The sequence below is a fragment of the Vibrio cionasavignyae genome (genome assembly GCF_050337155.1).
Lineage (GTDB): Bacteria > Pseudomonadota > Gammaproteobacteria > Enterobacterales > Vibrionaceae > Vibrio > Vibrio nomapromontoriensis.
Genome location: NZ_JAKJSR010000011.1, coordinates 406,867 through 424,607 on the forward strand (window position 1 = coordinate 406,867; position 17,741 = coordinate 424,607).

Here is a 17,741-nt window from a genome sequence, read left to right on the forward strand (position 1 = left end):
TGTCAGAGTGCATATCATAGGGGATGGGCTACCTAGTCGTAAGAAAACCCCCACGAACACTACTTTCCGGAATAAGATCCATGATATTGTCCACATTAAATTTATCGAGCACTCGTTTTTTATAAGTAGAGACTGTCTTATCGCTTATATTTAGTCGGCGAGCGACTTCTTTGTTTCTATGCCCCTCAGTCAGTAGTTTTAACACGATGAGCTCTCGTTTTGAAAGTCGTATCTCGTTCGGCTCAGCTTCAACCCGACACTTTTTAAAAACATAACCACTAGCCGCAGCAGCAAAAGCGGCTTCAAGGGTATCAATGGAATCAAGCCTAGAGACCACCCCCTTAATGTTCATCGTTTCAAACAACCTCATGTGAGATGTGGAAGTATTTATGCTGTAGGCAATATTATAGATATGAGGGCGAGACTCAACTAATGAAGACATCACTGACGTTGAAACGGCAAGATCGCTCATCGGATCGAATACAATACAATGAATGGATTTCGATTGAATAAAATCCTCAATGTCTTGCAAGTGCGTCAAGCTATAGACATTTGCGGTAAACGGTTGGTTTTCGATAAGTTTGGTCAGCGATTGTAATAATAAAGGTTGCGATTCAACAACAATAAAATTAGTGGTATTTTCTCGTAACATGACTACCTCGTAGATTAGTTGACTTAAGTAATCCATTACCGAGGCGTCATCGTAAGTAAAAAAAGTTTACCTAGAGGAAAACCTAGTTTTCCGAAAAGGAAATCACCTGAGAATGTAACTAGAGTTTTTTACTAACATAAAAACAGAACGAACATCATACTTATCTAGAATTCGACGCTTGTAGGTACTCACTGTTTTCTCGCTAATATTCATTTTCCGTGCAATTTCTTTATTCGTATGACCATCTAACAGTAATCTAAGCACAGCACTTTCTCGGGTTGAGAGCTTAACTGAACTGCCTCGCTGTGAAGAATTTGATGACATCTGACGAAAGTAAGTATATCCACTGTTGACGGCCTTAATCGCATCTGCAACTCGAGAAACACTTTCTTTTTTGTCCAAATATCCCGATGCGCCAGTACTAATCGCGAGATCCGAGCACAGTTTCTCATCTTTACTGGAGATTATGATCACTTTTCCATCAAAACCAAACCGTTTAGCCTTATGTAGTAGATCAAACCCGTCATCATCACCAAGCTCTATATCTAATATTAAGATATGTATTTTATTTTCTGCCAAGTAAGCCAGCGCTTTTTTGGCACTAAATGATTGCTCCACCGCTGCATCTGAAAAACTGTCTCTTATTACACTTTCTAACGCCGCACATACTAACGGATGATCATCAACGATCAATATATTCATTCATTAAACCTCTATACTTTAGGGTGTGGCTTACCCAACAAGAAACCTTGGCATATATCAAACCCTAAATCATGAGATAGCTTTAATAAATCATGATTTTCTACACCTTCAGCCACGGTTTGAATATTAAGCTCTTTACAAACTGACACGATATTTTTTATTAGTGCGTATGTCTTTTCACTTTCACTTCCTGAAAGAAGCAGTTTTCTTGATATCTTGAGTTCATAAAAAGACAAATTAGCTAGTTTTTGGAACGTCGCATGGTCTTCTCCAAAATCATCAATTGAAAACCTAATTCCAACCAAACTTAGCTTATTAAATGCATATAAAAATGCACTATCTAATAGGTAACTACGACCTTCCGTTATCTCAATAATCACCTTGCTAAAATCAAAATCATAAGACTCCAACAAATCTATAATCGAACTCACCATTCCTGGTGTTGAGAATATATCAGGTGGTGCATTGATAGAAAATGGCACATCGACATCTTCTGACTCCCAATAACGGATTGCCTTTTCTAAGCTAAGTAAAAATAATTGGCAATAAAAACTTGTTGGTAATTCACTCGTAAGAAACCTTGCCGCTGGTATAATGCCTTGAATCGGGTGTTCAAATCGAGAAAGTACTTCATAGCCAACAACCTGCGTTGAATGTAATGCGACCTTTTTCTGATAATAATTCACTATTTGATTTCGGTATAGCGCCGTAAGTAATTCATGTAGCTGAAATTCATCATTTTGGATACCTGGTTTGGTACTCTCGCTCAACATCAATGATTGCAGCATTTCCTCCAAAGTGTCGATACAAAAGGGTTTTTGTAGAAAATTCACATGTTTAAACCCCAACTGATTGGCCATTAGCACAACAGATTGAGAAAAACCCTGTGCAATGGAACTGATCATTAATATAGGAACTGATTTGTCGATGGTGGAAAGTTGCTTAATAAAGTCCAGCCCATCACAAACTGGCATGTCGATATCGCAAATAATGAGCTCAAACAACTCCGTTGCAAGAATTTTTGATGCTATTTCTCCATTACTTGCATGTTGAATGGTTCCTGCTCCCAAATCACTTAAGTAGACACTTGTCACTTCCCTATCAATATTACTGTCATCAATTAATAATATACTGTTATACATCACTATATCCAATCTCTTGTAACCTGTTTGATAAGATTCTAACCAGAATACCTTTACTTTCTATAACCTCTTCAATAGGTTTAGATTCCAAGCATTTGCTTTCTAGTAGTTCGGCGACATCACCGATTTCAAACTCTCCAATCGAATTAGAACCGCCTTTTATTTTATGAGCTATTTTTCTGATGACTTCCTCGTCTATAGCGGATTTAAGTAGAGAAAGGTCACTCGTCATCGTTTCACAGAATATATTCTGTAGCCGCCTTCTTTTATCTGTCGAAAGCGTCGATATATAACTCGCAATTTTATTGTTACTTCTCCCTTTTGATATTTTGTACTTAGAGCGATTATTATAAATAACATCGAATAATTTTTTCACTTCAAATGGCTTCAAAATGACATCATCAAATTCAAGCATCTTAGCCCTAAGTGACTTTGAGTGTTCTGCTGTACAACCCAGTATCGGTTTATACTTAAATGATGACAACGTCTCCCTTACCCATCGAACTAGAGATATTCCATCCATCTTTGGCATATGAACATCAGTGATCAACATGTCATAATCCTCTCCATTTTTTTGTAGTTCATTCTTGGCTTCAATTCCATTCGAAACAATTACCGCATTAATCTCCAGTAAATCCATCTGTTCACTTAACATATATTGATTAATCGGATTGTCCTCCGCGATCAATACTCTAAGTCCAGATAGAGTATGAACACCATCCTTCCTAAAGCCACCCATTGATGTACTTATCTTTTCTTTGCATTTATAGAACAAGTCTGGATAAAAAGGCTCTGTACTTATCTCCCAAATACCAGACTCATTGTTAAAACCCATGCCTGTACGGTCATTGTTTATCAGTATGAAATTTTCTTTATCATCATGCGCTGATATTTCACTCAATGAATCGACGATTTTTATACAGTTATCTTTATCCGCACAAGAAGTAAACCAATTTTTTATAGATGCATTACTCCCAATATAATTGAAGCATATCTTCGTCGTTTTATGTTTATAGCTCTTTATTGGCAAAGATACGGTGACATTCGTTCCTTCTCCTTCTGCTGACTCAATTGAGATATAACCAGACATCAAGGTAATCAATTTCTTGACGATCGCGAGGCCTAAACCTGTCCCCCCATATTGGCGTTCAATCGAGTCATCGGCTTGGCGAAAAGGATCGAAAATTGACTCGAGTTTGTCAGCACTAATTCCTATTCCAGTATCATTAACACTTATTTTAATTTCGTGTTCAGTTAAAGCAACGCTGACTTTGATCTTCCCTTGCTCAGTGAACTTCACCGCATTTGATAAAACGTTGTTAACCACTTGGCCTAGTCTAAGGTCGTCTATCAATATATGCTCTATATTGTTGTTACTCCATTCTGTTTCGAACACCAACCCACGTTCTCTTGCAGATGCCTCATGCAACCGTACTAAGTCGCCAAGCAAATCCGTATAGGACACGTAGTCTTCGACTAGAGTGATCCCTTGGCTATCCAATTTGCTATAATCAAGAATGTCATTAACTAATAATTGTAAATTTTTTGCCGATGACATTAAGCTCTTTATTTTATAATCATCGGCGATATTACTATTCTCAAAAGAAAGCAGTTCAAGTAAGCCTATCATTGAGGCAATCGGCGTCCTTAACTCATGGCTCATCGTCGCTAGAAAACGCTCGCGGCTCTGTACCGCTTGCTCCGCCAATTCGTGTGCTTGTTCTAATGCAGCACGCTGCTCATATTCTGAACTCACATCATCGACAATCGTCAGAATCTTGCTACTATTCGGTATTATTCTCTTAGTGACACGAACTTTATCAATAAACCCAAACGCACATCCTTTGATATTACTTGCTCTAAGGTTATGTATACTATCTTCCTGGCCTGCGATCTGCTGCTGTATATGACAGCCCCCAGTTTTAAGGCATGACGAATAATAGGGACAGTTACTCCCTCCTCTCTCTGATTCACCTTCAAGAATTATTAGGCTCGGCAACTGTGAAATCACGCTGGCCGCCCAATTGGGACTATCTGAAGTTAGCCGCTTTAAGCGCCAGTAATCTTTAAATGTGAATATCATTAACGCCAAACTCGATACTGCTATTGTCCATCCCACGATTGCATACATCTTGATTCCCTCCCTTACCGATGCTCCTAAACTAGGGAAACCTTGCTCAAACAAACGAGTTTTTCCCATTTGATTAAAACCATCACTATTAAAATCATCGGTACCGACTTCAATGCCGACAAATGCATAGCTCACACCAAAGAGGAGAGAAATAGCAAGGACCACTAGCCTAAAAAATGAATCGTATAACTGTCGCATTACATAAAAACCAAACCAGAAATAATATTCCTTAATTCTATCTGTTTACGCTAATTTTCGATGTAAGACTGGATGACCGAACAAGTACGAAATATACTACAGACTGTAATCATAATTATTGAGAGCTACTGAACCCTATGAAACAAGTGGAAAATATTCAATTGCTATATTCATTACTAGAAGTGTTCAAGGCACAAAGCTTGTCTGAAGCTAGCAGAAAACTAGGCAAAACGACCAGTTCAGTGAGTAAAGATCTCTCCAAATTGAGAGAACAGCTCGACGACCCACTGTTTATGCGCTCAAACAATCGCATGTTACCGACTGAATATGTCAGTAATATCATGCCAGATATCGAAAGATTGCTGAACGATATCGGCCATACACTTACCTCTAAAAACACCATTATCAAAGAAAATTACAACAAGCGTATTAAAATTGCGATCGCGCATATTATAATGGAACTCTACGGCGATGAACTCTCAGTTCAGCTTTCTAGCTTATTCCCTAATGCAAAAATTGAATTGGTCACTTGGGATTCTGCCTCTAACCATCAGCTTCAAAATGAGCAGATCGACTTTGGTATCCACTTTAATTTGGTTGATCACCCCGGCAATGTGAGGTATCGCCGTATCATTGCATATGACCTTGCTATCGTTTGCCCTGAAGAGGATAAAGACAAACAAATTGAACTTATATTAAGTGACCGCAACTTTATGTTTCTCAGTATAAAAGACTGGAACGACGTAGAAAAAGTATTGACCAGTATCGCGGCAAAGAATGACATCGACATTCGCTATACGCACTTCGTCGATAATCTCAGCACAGCAATTAAGATAGTTAAACGTGAAGAGCTCGGGTTTATTGTCCCTAAAATAATTGCTGAGTATCATCAACTCCACTATGTTTCCTGGAGTTTGGCGACAAAAGGATTGATAGTCGGACTTTACTACAATGCTCATCAAAATGAGATGCTGACAAACATTATGTATGACACTATATCTAATATATTTAAACCTAAACCGACTAATTAAAGTCTATCTAAAGATGTTGGTCAGATCCAAACCTTCAGCCGAACTTGCCTATTAGTAATAGCTCAATCCTAAACCATTCATTAATGAGTTATATCAGCTTACTTTATTTCGCGGACGAAATAGCTTACTGACGACACTGACTTACTGCTGACTAAGCCAGCCACTAGTTAGCTAGTCGCTAGCTTGTACCCTATAAGTGAGAATTAGTTACATAGAAATTCCACTCCAGTTAAAAACTTGCCCGCATCATAATGAAATGTGGCACCAAAATAACCATTTAGACAACTAATTTCAAAGACCGGGCTACCCTCAGGCATAGTTCCCCCCATAGTCCAGCTTCTGTCCGCACTAGTTTCACTCCATCTAACACTCGAAATATACGACTCCTCCTCTTTGTCTTTCGAACGCATACCAATCTGTATCAAATCAACTTCATGCACAAATATTCGAGTGGGATTAATATAACCCTCGTCTATCCCTGTTAGAAATGCATTATCACCATCATGGGCGTCATAAACTCCTTTCAACAATAACGGATTATCAGTGACATTTCCTGTACTACCAACATTAGATAAACGAATTCCGTCTTCACTAAGTTCCGGAAATGTTACGCTACCGTTACTATCACCAGTACGTCCTAATAAGGGTAATTTTACCTTTACCGCAATAGTTCCTATATCAAACCCACCGTTATGATCTGTGACAATATATGATACTACATGGTCTCCTCCAGAATCAGGAGAAAATGAAAATTTGGTATTAGTTAAGCTGTGCTTATCTACTAAAGCAACCTTAGCTGTATTACTAAATACTGCTAATAGCTGTATTTTATCATCTTTATCTGGGTCCGTTACCATGGAAGCTACGTCAATAGTCTTATCAATAGAGAAAGTTGCAGACTCAACTGAATCCCGATTAGCGACTGGGGCATTATTTGAAGAATCAGATATACTCACATCGATTGTTCCTACCAATAATTTCTTTTCGTCCACTGTACTCGCAAGAGTGTAAATAATACGCACGAAGCCAGCAGTAGAGCTAGAAAAGTAAAACGAAGCATTTTCCGAATCAACACTCGATATAACTCCACCTCCTAACAATGTAAAATCATTAGTAAGTTTATATCCTGTCGGGAAATCAGAGCCTAACTCCGCTTTAATATCAATCTTATATTCTGTGTTTACGTTTGTAATGCTAGTAATGAGGTTAAGAATAATAGTCTCTTCTGTCGCAGCTATAATGGTCGCTCTAGCTAGAGTATCGTCATCCTCTAGACTGCGAACGGTATAGTTATACTCACAAACGGCTTCCCCATCAATTAGAGTGCTAAACCCAGTATCCAATGGAAAACCTTCACTACAACTCACACTCCCATTTTGTAGCTCAACATCGGACACATAATAGCCATGTTTGTCACTACTTACATAATCAGTTAAGTCGATAGTTGCTTCAGAATTGGCAGAAATAATAATCAACCCATCTTGTGCCGAAATACTTACATTGGAAGGCTCACTTTCTACGCCGGTAAGGCTCGCCTCTTGATTACAACCTAATAAGGTAACGAGAAAAAATAACCACCAAAATTTCATTCTTATCGCTCCACATATACATTACATAGTTAACATTTGAAACATCACAAATATAAAAGATTAAATACAAACTATCATACTTAAAAGTAAAATATTAGTTATATACTGGTATCGTAATCTTCTGCTTTGAATGAATCAAATCCAAATCAACACCATCAAATTGAAGTGACTCATTGCTTTCGATTACATCTAATAATGACACACCAAATTTTCTACATATCTTCAAAAGCCAATCACCATCCTTTACTTCATAGACTATATAACTGAAGCTATGTATTTTTTTTGTCTGTACAGACTCCTCGGATAGTGTCATAGAAACATCTGCCAATTCTAGGTAATTATTGTCACCAGCAGTCGGGAACACATTCCATTCAACTCCAAAAAAAAGACCATAACTATCACCCATTTTTTCACCAGCTGGCTCCAAGTAGCTTCTATATCCAATATTCCAGTTAAAACTTTTATTTATGACATTGCGAAGGCCAACCGAGTAAAAAAGTTGAGCGCCCAAAGACGAACCAGCCTCGATATAGAAATGATGATATTCATTGAGATAATGAAAGTATCGCCCGGCTAACAAATAACTATAATTATCATTCAAGTACGGTGATCTGCCTATAGAGTGTCGTAGCTGAAAAACAGGAGTTACATCGTAGTTTACCGATATGAAGCTACTATTAAATGAAACATCACTATTTTTGAACGTATCATCGGATATGTCCAAAGCGGTTGAAATTTTATCCAACTCAGAACCACAAGAAATATTTTGCGCCAATGCCAACATTTCAATAAAAACAATTATAAGTAACCTCATATTATAGGCTCAAACAACAGAGACACACTGTCTGAATACAGGCCTGTAACTAAATTTTCAGTACTTCGGTCTTTATAACCTAGCCTAAGATTTATTTCGACTTGTTCTGAAACTCCAGTATCCACAGATAATATTTGATTGGTCAGAGAACCATCTTCAACAAAATACTCTGCTCGTTCGGTCCAAAATATATAATATGGTATAGACGTATTCTGGGGCCCCTTAAGACTATAATCGTCGGATGGTTGCCCAATAACCGTTAGTTTAATTCCATTATAAAATATTCCTTCTGCTGAAATTTTGCAGTTTAGCGTTCCTGACACTGTGCCATTCGGCTTGTAAATTGGTGTTATTTCAGTATTATCGCAACGTGACACTGAAGTAACCGTTGGATTTTTAACGTCCACTTTTACTTGCATACTCACCGAAAAATTTCGTTTTGTTCTAGCTCCATACAAATAATATTCATAAAAACTGTTGACTACCACACTGCCTACATAAACCCCGTTATCAACACTCTTGAATGCATTCTTTAATGAAGTTTCATCTAATTGAAAAACGGGTCTTACAAAATCAAATGGTTGCAAGGTACTGGTTGTATTTAGCCATTTTTTATAGGTACAGCCTAAACCACTAACTGTAATGATAGAGCTAGATTTCGAACTACTCGCACAAATAGAACCAGAGGTATTATCCGACTCACTATAAGCATTAGATGTAAAGTATTGAATCGCCTTAAACTGAATAGGCAGCAAAACTGTACCACTGGGGCCTACTAGTGAAACGTTTGTAGCAGGCGTGGTTAAAAAGCCACCTGGCGCCCACTGATTTGTCGGTGTGAGCATGGGTTTTTGATACCATAAACTGCTAACATTGCCCCCCTCAACAGAGGCCAGCCCTCTATATGATACTGTGTTTCCCTCTAACTGAATATCTACCGTTTGCGCCATAGCCTTATGATTACACAAAGCCATAAATAGGACAAATAACACCTTAAATTTCAACCTGTGCCCCAAGTTTGAGCTTAAAACTATCACTGTATTTTCCTTCTGCGGTAAATATTTTTACTGTTACGTCATCCGTAGTTTCTACATCTTTAATAGCAAAATTAACTTCACGTGAAGCAATAATATATTGCATAGATTTACAGTCGTCTTTATTCTCGCGATAATCACAAGTATCTACAACAGCTGTAATAAAACTATCTCCTCTATTCTCAATAACCACTCCACTTTTAGAATATCGAGCGATTACAGATAATGGCTTAGCTTCACCTGGAAATAGAACTATAGATGCAAAACCTATAGACACCTGCATCAAGTTATCTGGCCGCACTTCCCCAGAAAAATAAGGCAAAGGCACATAAGCTATTTTAAATATTCGATCATACTTTTTTTCATTTGGGCTACATTGTTTACAATCAAAAATTACGGAAAAATCTTTTTCAAATTTCGGATCCACTATAGCTTTCATTGGTCTAACTTTCACTTTCCAATCCAAAAAGTTATCCCTAGTATAAGGCACCTCCTTCATTTCCTCTTCGTGGCCAAGTGTAACCTCACTAATTCCGACCTGGATAAACTGGCGTTCTGACTCTGTATTAGTCACTGTAAACTTGGCTTTATCTTGATCATCAGCTATTACAAACAAAGAATCAATTTGAATTGAATATACGATAGGGCAGTACACGAAAAAAATATATGTAATACACCTATTTATTAAACGATAAATCATTGTAGCTACTCTCACCTTCATAATATGAATATGCATTTAATTGAGCTAAGACTGATTTTTGCTCTTCAGCTAGCGCCAAGTAAGCGGTAACATAAATCAAATGCTTTGACTCTACAGCTCTTAACTTATAATCTATTTTGTACCGTTCCAATAGCGATTCGACCTCTTCTAGTTGTCCTTGTCGGAAAGTTCCGATCAATACTAAATCATCAGTATTAGCATCACTGTTAGCAAGTGTGCCACCTCTATTTCCTGGTAAACACACTCCTGTATAAGACAGGCCGCCTGTTGATCGCTCATAAAGACATAGGCCTTTATTTGCTACTAATCTATATTGACTCCCCTCCAAAAAATAAACTCTAAATATACCATCAGATGATAACTCCTCTACTTTTACACAGCCATTACCTACGCATTGAAGGTTATTAATTGGATTACCTTCTATATCATCAAGAATCACAACCATGCTATGTCGTAATTTAGAAACAGGTGTAATGTAGAGTAGCGACCCTGGAAATGAATAATATTCATTGTTATCTAAAATGGAAACTTCATAAGGTTTAGAATCATCGTCAAAACTATATATAAATCTGTGATAGTTATTGTTATCGTATATATGAATAGGACTTGAAACATCCGTAATAGTGACATCTCCATCTGAGCGAAGAGTGTTAATCTTCATAGGGTCCTTAGTCAAATCAGGTAAATTTGATGCATCTACAATAGTATAACTACTTGCAGATTTACTTGTGAAATGGACGCCATTTGTACTAAGTACTTGAGTATTAACTAGATCCAATGACAATTTCCTCGCCCCATTATCTCTTGCATAAATATATGAGCTAGCATTAACATAATCATTTTTATAACTAGTAGTGTTGCTAAACTCACCTGAATAGGAAGAGCCCTTCGTTCGGTCCCCAGCTAACTCGAGCGAATTCGTCACGCTCTTCGAAGAAAAGTCATGCCTAACAAATGTCTTATTTCTATTTATTCCATCATCAGAACCATAAAAACTACTACCAAACGTCCAATCCTCATTTAATTTTTTTGTCCATGTAACAATAAACTTATGGTCAAGTTTACTAAATCCCCCTCGTTTCGAGACATCATATGTAGCGCTCACAGTTCCTGACATAATAGGAGTAACTAAGCCGAGGTTCATGCCGAATAAATTCGTTGCGTTGGTATTTTTCCTATTGTATACAGTGTTATTATACACCTGCCCCCAGTAATTATAACCACCAATACGGCCATTAACCCCAAGTGTGATTCCTTCATAGTTAGTAGCGCCCAATGTACTGTACAAAAGAGTATTTGTATATCCCTTCGTATCATCATAACTACTATTATAACTTTGATAGTTGACGTATGTATTTAGGAATCGCGCACTTAACAAGTAATGCTTAGCACCGCTATTAAATCCATTAAACACGTAACTTACGTTCAACGGCAGTTGGTCTAGATATTGGAGCCCAATATTCATTCCGCGGTCGTAATCATTACCTAGCACACCCGCTGACAGTAGCAACCTATCTAGGATTCTGTTGCTATATGTTGCGCTAATTATAATATCACTACCAATTTTTGGTTCTGTAATATCAGTATTACTTGGCTGTTGTAGCTTAAAGGCACTAACTGAAAAATCACTTTCATTTTTTCCGAGTGTAATATTGCTATTATTTATTATCAACCTAGTCTCATCCACTACACGATCGGAACCCGATATTATTGTAAGGTGAATATTGTAAACTCCACTTGGCAACTCTGAGAGAAGTACCGCACCTTGGCCTTGATTAACATTCTTTCCATAGATCAACTTGCCATTTTTAAATATTTCTAATCTACCTGATGAAGGAGCAAAAAAAAGCAACTTTTTACCATTTTTTTTATCTTTTTTTTTGAGGTTGTGGCTAGTACCGAAAGTTATACTATCTCCCTTCATCCGTAATGGTTGCAAAACGAAATCCGTACTATTAAACTCACTGCTATTGTCATTATAACCGACATTTAATCGGAACCCATCAAACTCTAAGTTATATCCTAAATTATTTAGTTCAAAGCGTGTGCTAGAGCGATTATTGATCCTATTGATAGACATATCACCATCTGAATACATATATCCAACGGGCAGCCCTAGTGTCGTATTATTATTTAGAGTTAGCATACTATCTCTAACGCTAATAGAATCACTATAAAGCAGTCGCGTCCTATTTATTAGAGCATTATCTTTTGAAATCGGCGTTTCATAATCAGCTTCATTTATATAGCTATCATTATATACGCTTCTATTTGGAATTATGGTTAACTTATCGTTATCAAAATCAAAAATATACAACACGGTATTTTCATCTGAATTCACCTTACAGTTACTTTTATTAACCTTACATCTCTCTGTAGTGCTCACCCCCCGGTACAGTTGCTTCTTTATTTTATCCACGTATTGAGTGGCAATGTTGGCTTTTTCAAACAATTCTGTGATTTTTTCATCACCATCCGGTGTCAGTTTAAACTCATCGTAACTAACACTAGATTTAACTTGCACACTCTCATTCACACCAAGCACACTCACATTAATGAGACGCGCATCTTCAGAGAAAAAACTCGCAAATTCCTCTGGATAATAATCCACATCACTGGCTCTGACTTCGTACATATTAAATATAATCAAAGTTAATAATACAATACAAACCATAACGATAAATCCAAAAACATCAAATAATCAAGCTAACCTGCATAGCCACATGCCCAAAACAATGTTGAGGCATATAATCTTGAGCTTGATTATAAAAGACAACACCCATAACGTGATTTGTTTGAAATTCATCTTCATCTTTTTTCTCAAGAAATCCAGAAAATTTAATAGTACTTCCCGTATCAAAAATCACATCATCAATATTTAATTCAACACTAGGAGAAACAATAGAACCATCTACTTTCTCGCATATATAGTTCCTAGAAATCATACTAACTGAATATTCACTATCACGATTACTTACTCCAGTAATTACAGAAAAATCAATATCGATATTTTCGAACTTGTTCTCTGCAACTATGTAGTTAATGCTATATAAATACTTATCACTCAGTATCCTTAACGCAGTACCATTTTCATTTAGTACAATATTGGTTGAGAGTGGCAACTGTAAAGGATAAGGGGATGATACTACTGGGGCGACAGCACCTAAAACAATCATACTAACAACCAACAATCGAATCAAAGTCACAAAACACCCCAGCAGAACTTAGCATTAAAATATAATGTGTGATATTTAAACTGGATCAGTGATATTATCGATCAAAATTGCAGCTTGAATAATAACTTCCTTACCACCATCTTTTTCTGGACTTAATCCAGTATCTTGTTTTTTTAATTTCAATCTTGTTACATTATTGGTGGATGTCACCGTCTTTGCACTATTAAGTTCGATATCACCACCATTAGCCTGTAGCATGAAGCCTGTCGTTGCTCCCGCAAATCCCCCACCAATTGCTGCAGTAATATTTGTAAGCGTATAACTGTAACCCAAATTAGCTTTATCGGCAGCTGCGGTCCCATCCCCGTTATAGTCCGATGCATCCCCATCGGCCACAACTTTGAATGACAATTCACTTGAATCATTAACCAAAATATTAGTGCCATTATTTTCAAACGACAACGCTCCCTTACTGAAGTCCAGTGTGCCTGCATTGACTATCTTATACCCTGTACCGTTAACGACGAGTGCAGGAATTGTCCCTGTCCATTGAAAATTTGCACTACCTGCTTTTTGTTCGGTGGCAGCTGCAGCTACCGAATTACTTAAAAGAATAGATGCTCCAAAAATAGTGGCAATTGTTAATTTTTTCATATAATGCTCCTTATTGAGTTCACATATAGTTTACTAACACATACCGATTAATTCTGTAGTATTACTGGTGCACCGCTGTAAGGCGTTTCCTTCATTTTGGATTTATATTTATTAACAGCTGAAATGATTGATTACCGTCTATTTATTTAACGCTTTTATCCTGGAGTAACTCGCATCAACTTGTACGTTGTAATTTCGCAGAATCAAAGAGGCTACTAATAGCTGTTTCCTGTGATGCAACGTTCTTTCTCACAGTGAACGCTTATCGTAGCAAATTTTTGCATTCAGTTTGTATTTAAGCCAAATAACTTTGGACAGCCAACAGCGCTATTATGAACCTGTTCCTTTTTCCTAGAAAGCAGATATAATAACAGGAGGGATTAGGGCATCAGCTTACGATACAAAGGAATGGCTCTATGACATTCCTTTGTATCGTAAGCACCAATTTTAAATGCTTCTATGACAGCTCATCGTGGTTATTTGAATAGATTGGGATATACTTCTGCATCTGTCACGGCCGATAGTGTCAACTCGACTACGATGACTTCATGAGTATCGGCATCAATGACTAGGTTTCGATGGAGCCACATGCAGAAGGTCTTAAGCAAATCTCTACACTCTTAGCTCGGCGACTTATGCTGGTATAGTGCCGCATTTGCTAGTCTGAATATCGAGTGTAATATCTCTACGGTAAAAATAATGAACGTGTAACCACGAAAGCCGCAATGATAGCGATATCACTAAAGAGCGGTGGTCTACCACGTTTGTTTTATTTAAGTTGCTCCCATCCATTGACCGTTTTTCGTCAATCCAAAATATAAGTGAACCTTGATTGAACCGATAGCTATTGCACTCGCTCAAATTAGTAGTTTTATAGTGAGGCTATAACATGAAATCATCGCCCATAAATAACGGTCTCTATTCGGATCATAAGTTCATAATTTAGTTAAGTTCATTATTGCAACAAATCTCGTCGGCTTCGCAAAAATTTCTGTGCTTTTTTACTTTGTGATGGGAAGTGTTTGGATTTACGAATGTTTAATTGCTCGTCACTAACTTAAGTTTAATATCAAGCTCTACGATTTTTCCAATCGGGTTTGAGCTAAAGGAATTCAAATTGCAATAGTGGCAGAGACTTACGCCATGATTGACGCTCTGAGCAAGCTTGCGAGCCTTAATATACTCGAAACTCAACGCATTATATAATAATTCATTATCGGTGATTTTCTTTCTATCTAAATGACGCAACAAAGATACGTATTACCATCGATTGGCCACTAAAACGGCACTTCAACCTGCATCATCATGTCGCCCTGGTAGTCTTCATGCCAACGGTAATCTAACCGTAAGCGGGGCTCTTTGCCTTTCTCACCAAAGCCAACGCCAAAATGCAGCCCTTGTGACATAAGCCACTCCTGCATCGACATTTCATCTTTTTTCCTAGCGATATCAGCAGGGGCCCAAAGCCCTATACCAACAAAGCTACTTTCATAGCGTCCAGTAAGAACAGGCTCGGATTCTTGATTCAGCAACCACTCGTCCCAATAAGAATCTTGTAAGGAATCTAATGGATTTTCAGGCTCGAGCAATCCCCCAAGTGTCACCACTTGAGTACCGATATAACTAAATGGCTTAGTTACTAGAGTACAAAACGACTCTTCCTCTGTCGCTTTAAATACGACCGAGTGCTGGCTTTCGTCTTCACAAAAGGCACGCGCATCTGGCGCACTCACCACTACTAACAAAGCAATACCACACAATGTTGCTTTCATTTTTTATCAAAATCCTTTTTTTTTGTCTTTTTTAATATAGCTGACTTATTGATAAATGTTTAGCGACAGATTCTGTGGTTAAGTGATCCACCTTCAAGCCCTGTTGTAAATGCTCTCGTATTTGTGTTGAACGCACTTTTACTCGCTCCGGACAAGCGAGTACAGACCAACGCTCTACGATCTCCTGCGCGTTATAAAAGCGACTAAAATTGAAGAAATTATCTGGACCTAACACAAATGTTAGTTCAGCAGCTGGGTATTCATCTTGAATGGCATTAAGAACGGCATAGGTGGTCACTGATGCATTGGGTTCAACCAAAGACTCTTCAACGCTAGAACGTATCACATTGGCTTGCTTCATGTCGGCAATAAACAAGTCTACCAACTCACAACGCTTAGCATAATCAAGCATAGTCTTACCCCATGCATGTGAAATACTGGGAACCAAGAGCACCTTATCAAAATGAGCGAGTGATTGAATTACACTCAAATGGCCTAGGCTAGGTGGATTGAATGCACTGCCAAATATTGCAATCTTTGTCATGAATGTCCTGCTTGTTTCACTATCTTCGGTATTTTCTAGGTTACTGTAACTTTTTTTCATGACTTTTCGTAGGTATCATAGAAAGAATTCAACTTGCTTGCAGGAAAAGGAACGCTAATGGAACAACTTATTCGGGATGAAATGCGTGTGCTACCCTCTATCGATCCACAATTCGAAGTAGAGCGCCGCGTTGAGTTTATTAAATCCAAATTACTCAGTTCAGGCTGCAAAGCACTTGTATTAGGAATCAGCGGCGGTGTTGATTCAACCACGTGTGGGCGATTGGCCCAGCTCGCGGTCAATGAGCTAAATGACCACGCGAGGTCTTCGGACTATCAATTCATTGCCGTACGCCTTCCTTACGGTGATCAGCAAGATGAAGATGAAGCCCAACTGGCTCTATCGTTTATTGAACCGACACATTCCGTATCAGTTAATATCAAAGCAGGCGTAGATGGTTTGCACGCTGCATCACATATCGCGCTTGAAGGTACTGGGTTATTACCAACAGACAAAGCTAAAGTCGATTTCGTGAAAGGTAACGTGAAAGCGCGTGCTCGTATGGTGGCTCAATATGAAATCGCCGGCTATGTAGGTGCACTAGTGCTAGGCACCGATCACTCCGCAGAGAACATTACTGGTTTTTATACCAAGTTTGGTGATGGCGCCTGTGATATGGCTCCTTTATTTGGATTGAACAAGCGCCAAGTTCGCGAAGTTGCCGCCTGCTTAGGTGCACCAGAACTGCTTGTTAAAAAGGTACCTACCGCAGATTTAGAAGAGCTTGCTCCGCAAAAAGCAGACGAAGATGCACTTAACCTATCTTACGATCAAATTGACGACTTCTTAGAAGGCAAACCCGTTGACCAAGATGTGTCTGACCGTCTCGTCGCCATTTACAAAGCCACGCAACACAAACGTGAGCCAATTCCAACGATTTACGACTAATCATCGTTTAACGTCACCCACTATCCTATGAAGCCAATGCAGAGTCCCTCATTGGCTTCACTTTTTACTGCAACGCCTCACCGCTATTTTCATCGTGATTTAGCTCAACAAATTAGCCTTCCTTTACCTTACGATATTGCGTAACCGTATTCTTGTGCCATGTTTAAAGTAAGCTAACGTGCACCTTGTCATACTGACGATAAATAACGCGCATTAGCGATTGCTTTGAGCCTTAATTTATCAACACACAAGGGGTAACTATGTTAGGTGAAAACCATTCTCTTCTAAAAGAATTTCCAGATTTTCAAAGTACCATCCTCGAGCTGATGAAAAGCGATGAGTCTTTCGCTTCTACAACAAAAAAATACGATGCGTTAGATAAGGAAATTCGAGTACTAGAACTTAATGGGGCGCCTATCGATGACGCCGCAATGCACCAACTGAAACATGAACGAGCCGTTTTAAAAGATGTGCTGCACAAACATTTGGTCGAACTAGAAAAGTAGACTGACAAATGATGGGTAGAATTACGTAATAATCACCAACTTCATAGAAGATGGCTTAAGACTGGCGCAGTAAAGGGAAGTATCACACTTCCCTTTTTTTAACACTCAAACCCATGACCTAACAGGG

General features: G+C 38.2%; 16 protein-coding genes and 1 pseudogene. 3 read left to right on the forward strand and 14 right to left on the reverse strand.

From position 1 onward, the window contains the following. Positions 1–28: 28 nt before the first annotated feature. From L4D74_RS07470 to L4D74_RS07485, 4 genes are all read right to left on the reverse strand, one after another. Positions 29–652 (reverse strand): response regulator transcription factor, encoded by a 624-nt coding sequence (locus tag L4D74_RS07470; RefSeq protein ID WP_428751493.1) that lies wholly within the window; start codon positions 650–652, stop codon positions 29–31. A gap of 102 nt (positions 653–754) precedes the next feature. Beyond that, on the reverse strand, positions 755–1,354 hold the full coding sequence (locus L4D74_RS07475) for a response regulator (protein ID WP_428751494.1): 600 nt from the start codon (positions 1,352–1,354) through the stop codon (positions 755–757). A gap of 11 nt (positions 1,355–1,365) precedes the next feature. Further along, positions 1,366–2,496: an EAL domain-containing response regulator gene (locus L4D74_RS07480; protein WP_428751495.1), complete on the reverse strand. Its 1,131-nt coding sequence runs from the start codon at positions 2,494–2,496 to the stop codon at positions 1,366–1,368. Next, complete coding sequence (locus L4D74_RS07485) at positions 2,489–4,825, reverse strand: hybrid sensor histidine kinase/response regulator (protein ID WP_428751496.1); 2,337 nt, start codon at positions 4,823–4,825, stop codon at positions 2,489–2,491. The genes L4D74_RS07480 and L4D74_RS07485 overlap by 8 nt, the downstream gene beginning before the upstream one ends. Positions 4,826–4,962: 137 nt before the next feature. Here L4D74_RS07485 and L4D74_RS07490 point away from each other — a divergent pair, with 137 nt between their 5' ends. Next, positions 4,963–5,856, forward strand: a complete 894-nt coding sequence (locus tag L4D74_RS07490) for a LysR family transcriptional regulator (protein ID WP_428751497.1) — start codon at positions 4,963–4,965, stop codon at positions 5,854–5,856. A 203-nt stretch (positions 5,857–6,059) separates the two neighbouring features. Here L4D74_RS07490 and L4D74_RS07495 read toward each other — a convergent pair whose 3' ends face one another. The 10 genes and pseudogenes from L4D74_RS07495 to L4D74_RS07540 form a co-directional block, all read right to left on the reverse strand. Next, positions 6,060–7,445 carry an Ig-like domain-containing protein gene (locus L4D74_RS07495; protein ID WP_428751498.1) on the reverse strand — a complete coding sequence of 462 codons (1,386 nt, stop codon included), beginning with the start codon at positions 7,443–7,445 and terminating at the stop codon, positions 6,060–6,062. Positions 7,446–7,539: 94 nt separating this feature from the next. Beyond that, on the reverse strand, positions 7,540–8,259 hold the full coding sequence (locus tag L4D74_RS07500; protein WP_428751499.1) for a LysM peptidoglycan-binding domain-containing protein: 720 nt from the start codon (positions 8,257–8,259) through the stop codon (positions 7,540–7,542). Continuing rightward, a complete protein-coding gene (locus L4D74_RS07505) occupies positions 8,256–9,296 on the reverse strand; it encodes a hypothetical protein (RefSeq protein WP_428751500.1) in 1,041 nt (346 codons plus the stop codon). Before L4D74_RS07505 ends, L4D74_RS07500 begins: the two co-directional genes overlap by 4 nt. Next, a complete protein-coding gene (locus L4D74_RS07510; protein WP_428751501.1) occupies positions 9,253–9,993 on the reverse strand; it encodes a hypothetical protein in 741 nt (246 codons plus the stop codon). Before L4D74_RS07510 ends, L4D74_RS07505 begins: the two co-directional genes overlap by 44 nt. Continuing rightward, entirely contained in the window at positions 9,971–12,688 is a 2,718-nt protein-coding gene (locus L4D74_RS07515; RefSeq protein WP_428751502.1) for a TcfC E-set like domain-containing protein, read from the reverse strand. Before L4D74_RS07515 ends, L4D74_RS07510 begins: the two co-directional genes overlap by 23 nt. Positions 12,689–12,707: 19 nt before the next feature. After that, a complete protein-coding gene (locus L4D74_RS07520; RefSeq protein ID WP_428751503.1) occupies positions 12,708–13,190 on the reverse strand; it encodes a hypothetical protein in 483 nt (160 codons plus the stop codon). 75 nt (positions 13,191–13,265) lie between these two features. After that, positions 13,266–13,844 (reverse strand): hypothetical protein, encoded by a 579-nt coding sequence (locus L4D74_RS07525; protein WP_428751504.1) that lies wholly within the window; start codon positions 13,842–13,844, stop codon positions 13,266–13,268. A 138-nt stretch (positions 13,845–13,982) separates the two neighbouring features. Further along, a pseudogene (locus L4D74_RS07530) lies at positions 13,983–14,705 on the reverse strand (transposase). A 416-nt stretch (positions 14,706–15,121) separates the two neighbouring features. Beyond that, positions 15,122–15,616: a hypothetical protein gene (locus L4D74_RS07535; protein WP_428751505.1), complete on the reverse strand. Its 495-nt coding sequence runs from the start codon at positions 15,614–15,616 to the stop codon at positions 15,122–15,124. 31 nt (positions 15,617–15,647) lie between these two features. Continuing rightward, positions 15,648–16,160 carry a nicotinate-nicotinamide nucleotide adenylyltransferase gene (locus L4D74_RS07540; protein ID WP_428751506.1) on the reverse strand — a complete coding sequence of 171 codons (513 nt, stop codon included), beginning with the start codon at positions 16,158–16,160 and terminating at the stop codon, positions 15,648–15,650. Positions 16,161–16,277: 117 nt separating this feature from the next. Between L4D74_RS07540 and nadE the strand changes: the two genes are divergently transcribed. After that, positions 16,278–17,108: an NAD(+) synthase gene (gene nadE / locus L4D74_RS07545; protein ID WP_428751507.1), complete on the forward strand. Its 831-nt coding sequence runs from the start codon at positions 16,278–16,280 to the stop codon at positions 17,106–17,108. Between the two features lie 260 nt (positions 17,109–17,368). Next, a complete protein-coding gene (locus L4D74_RS07550) occupies positions 17,369–17,614 on the forward strand; it encodes an HP1242/YdcH family protein (protein WP_265677527.1) in 246 nt (81 codons plus the stop codon). The last annotated feature ends 127 nt before the right edge of the window (positions 17,615–17,741 follow it).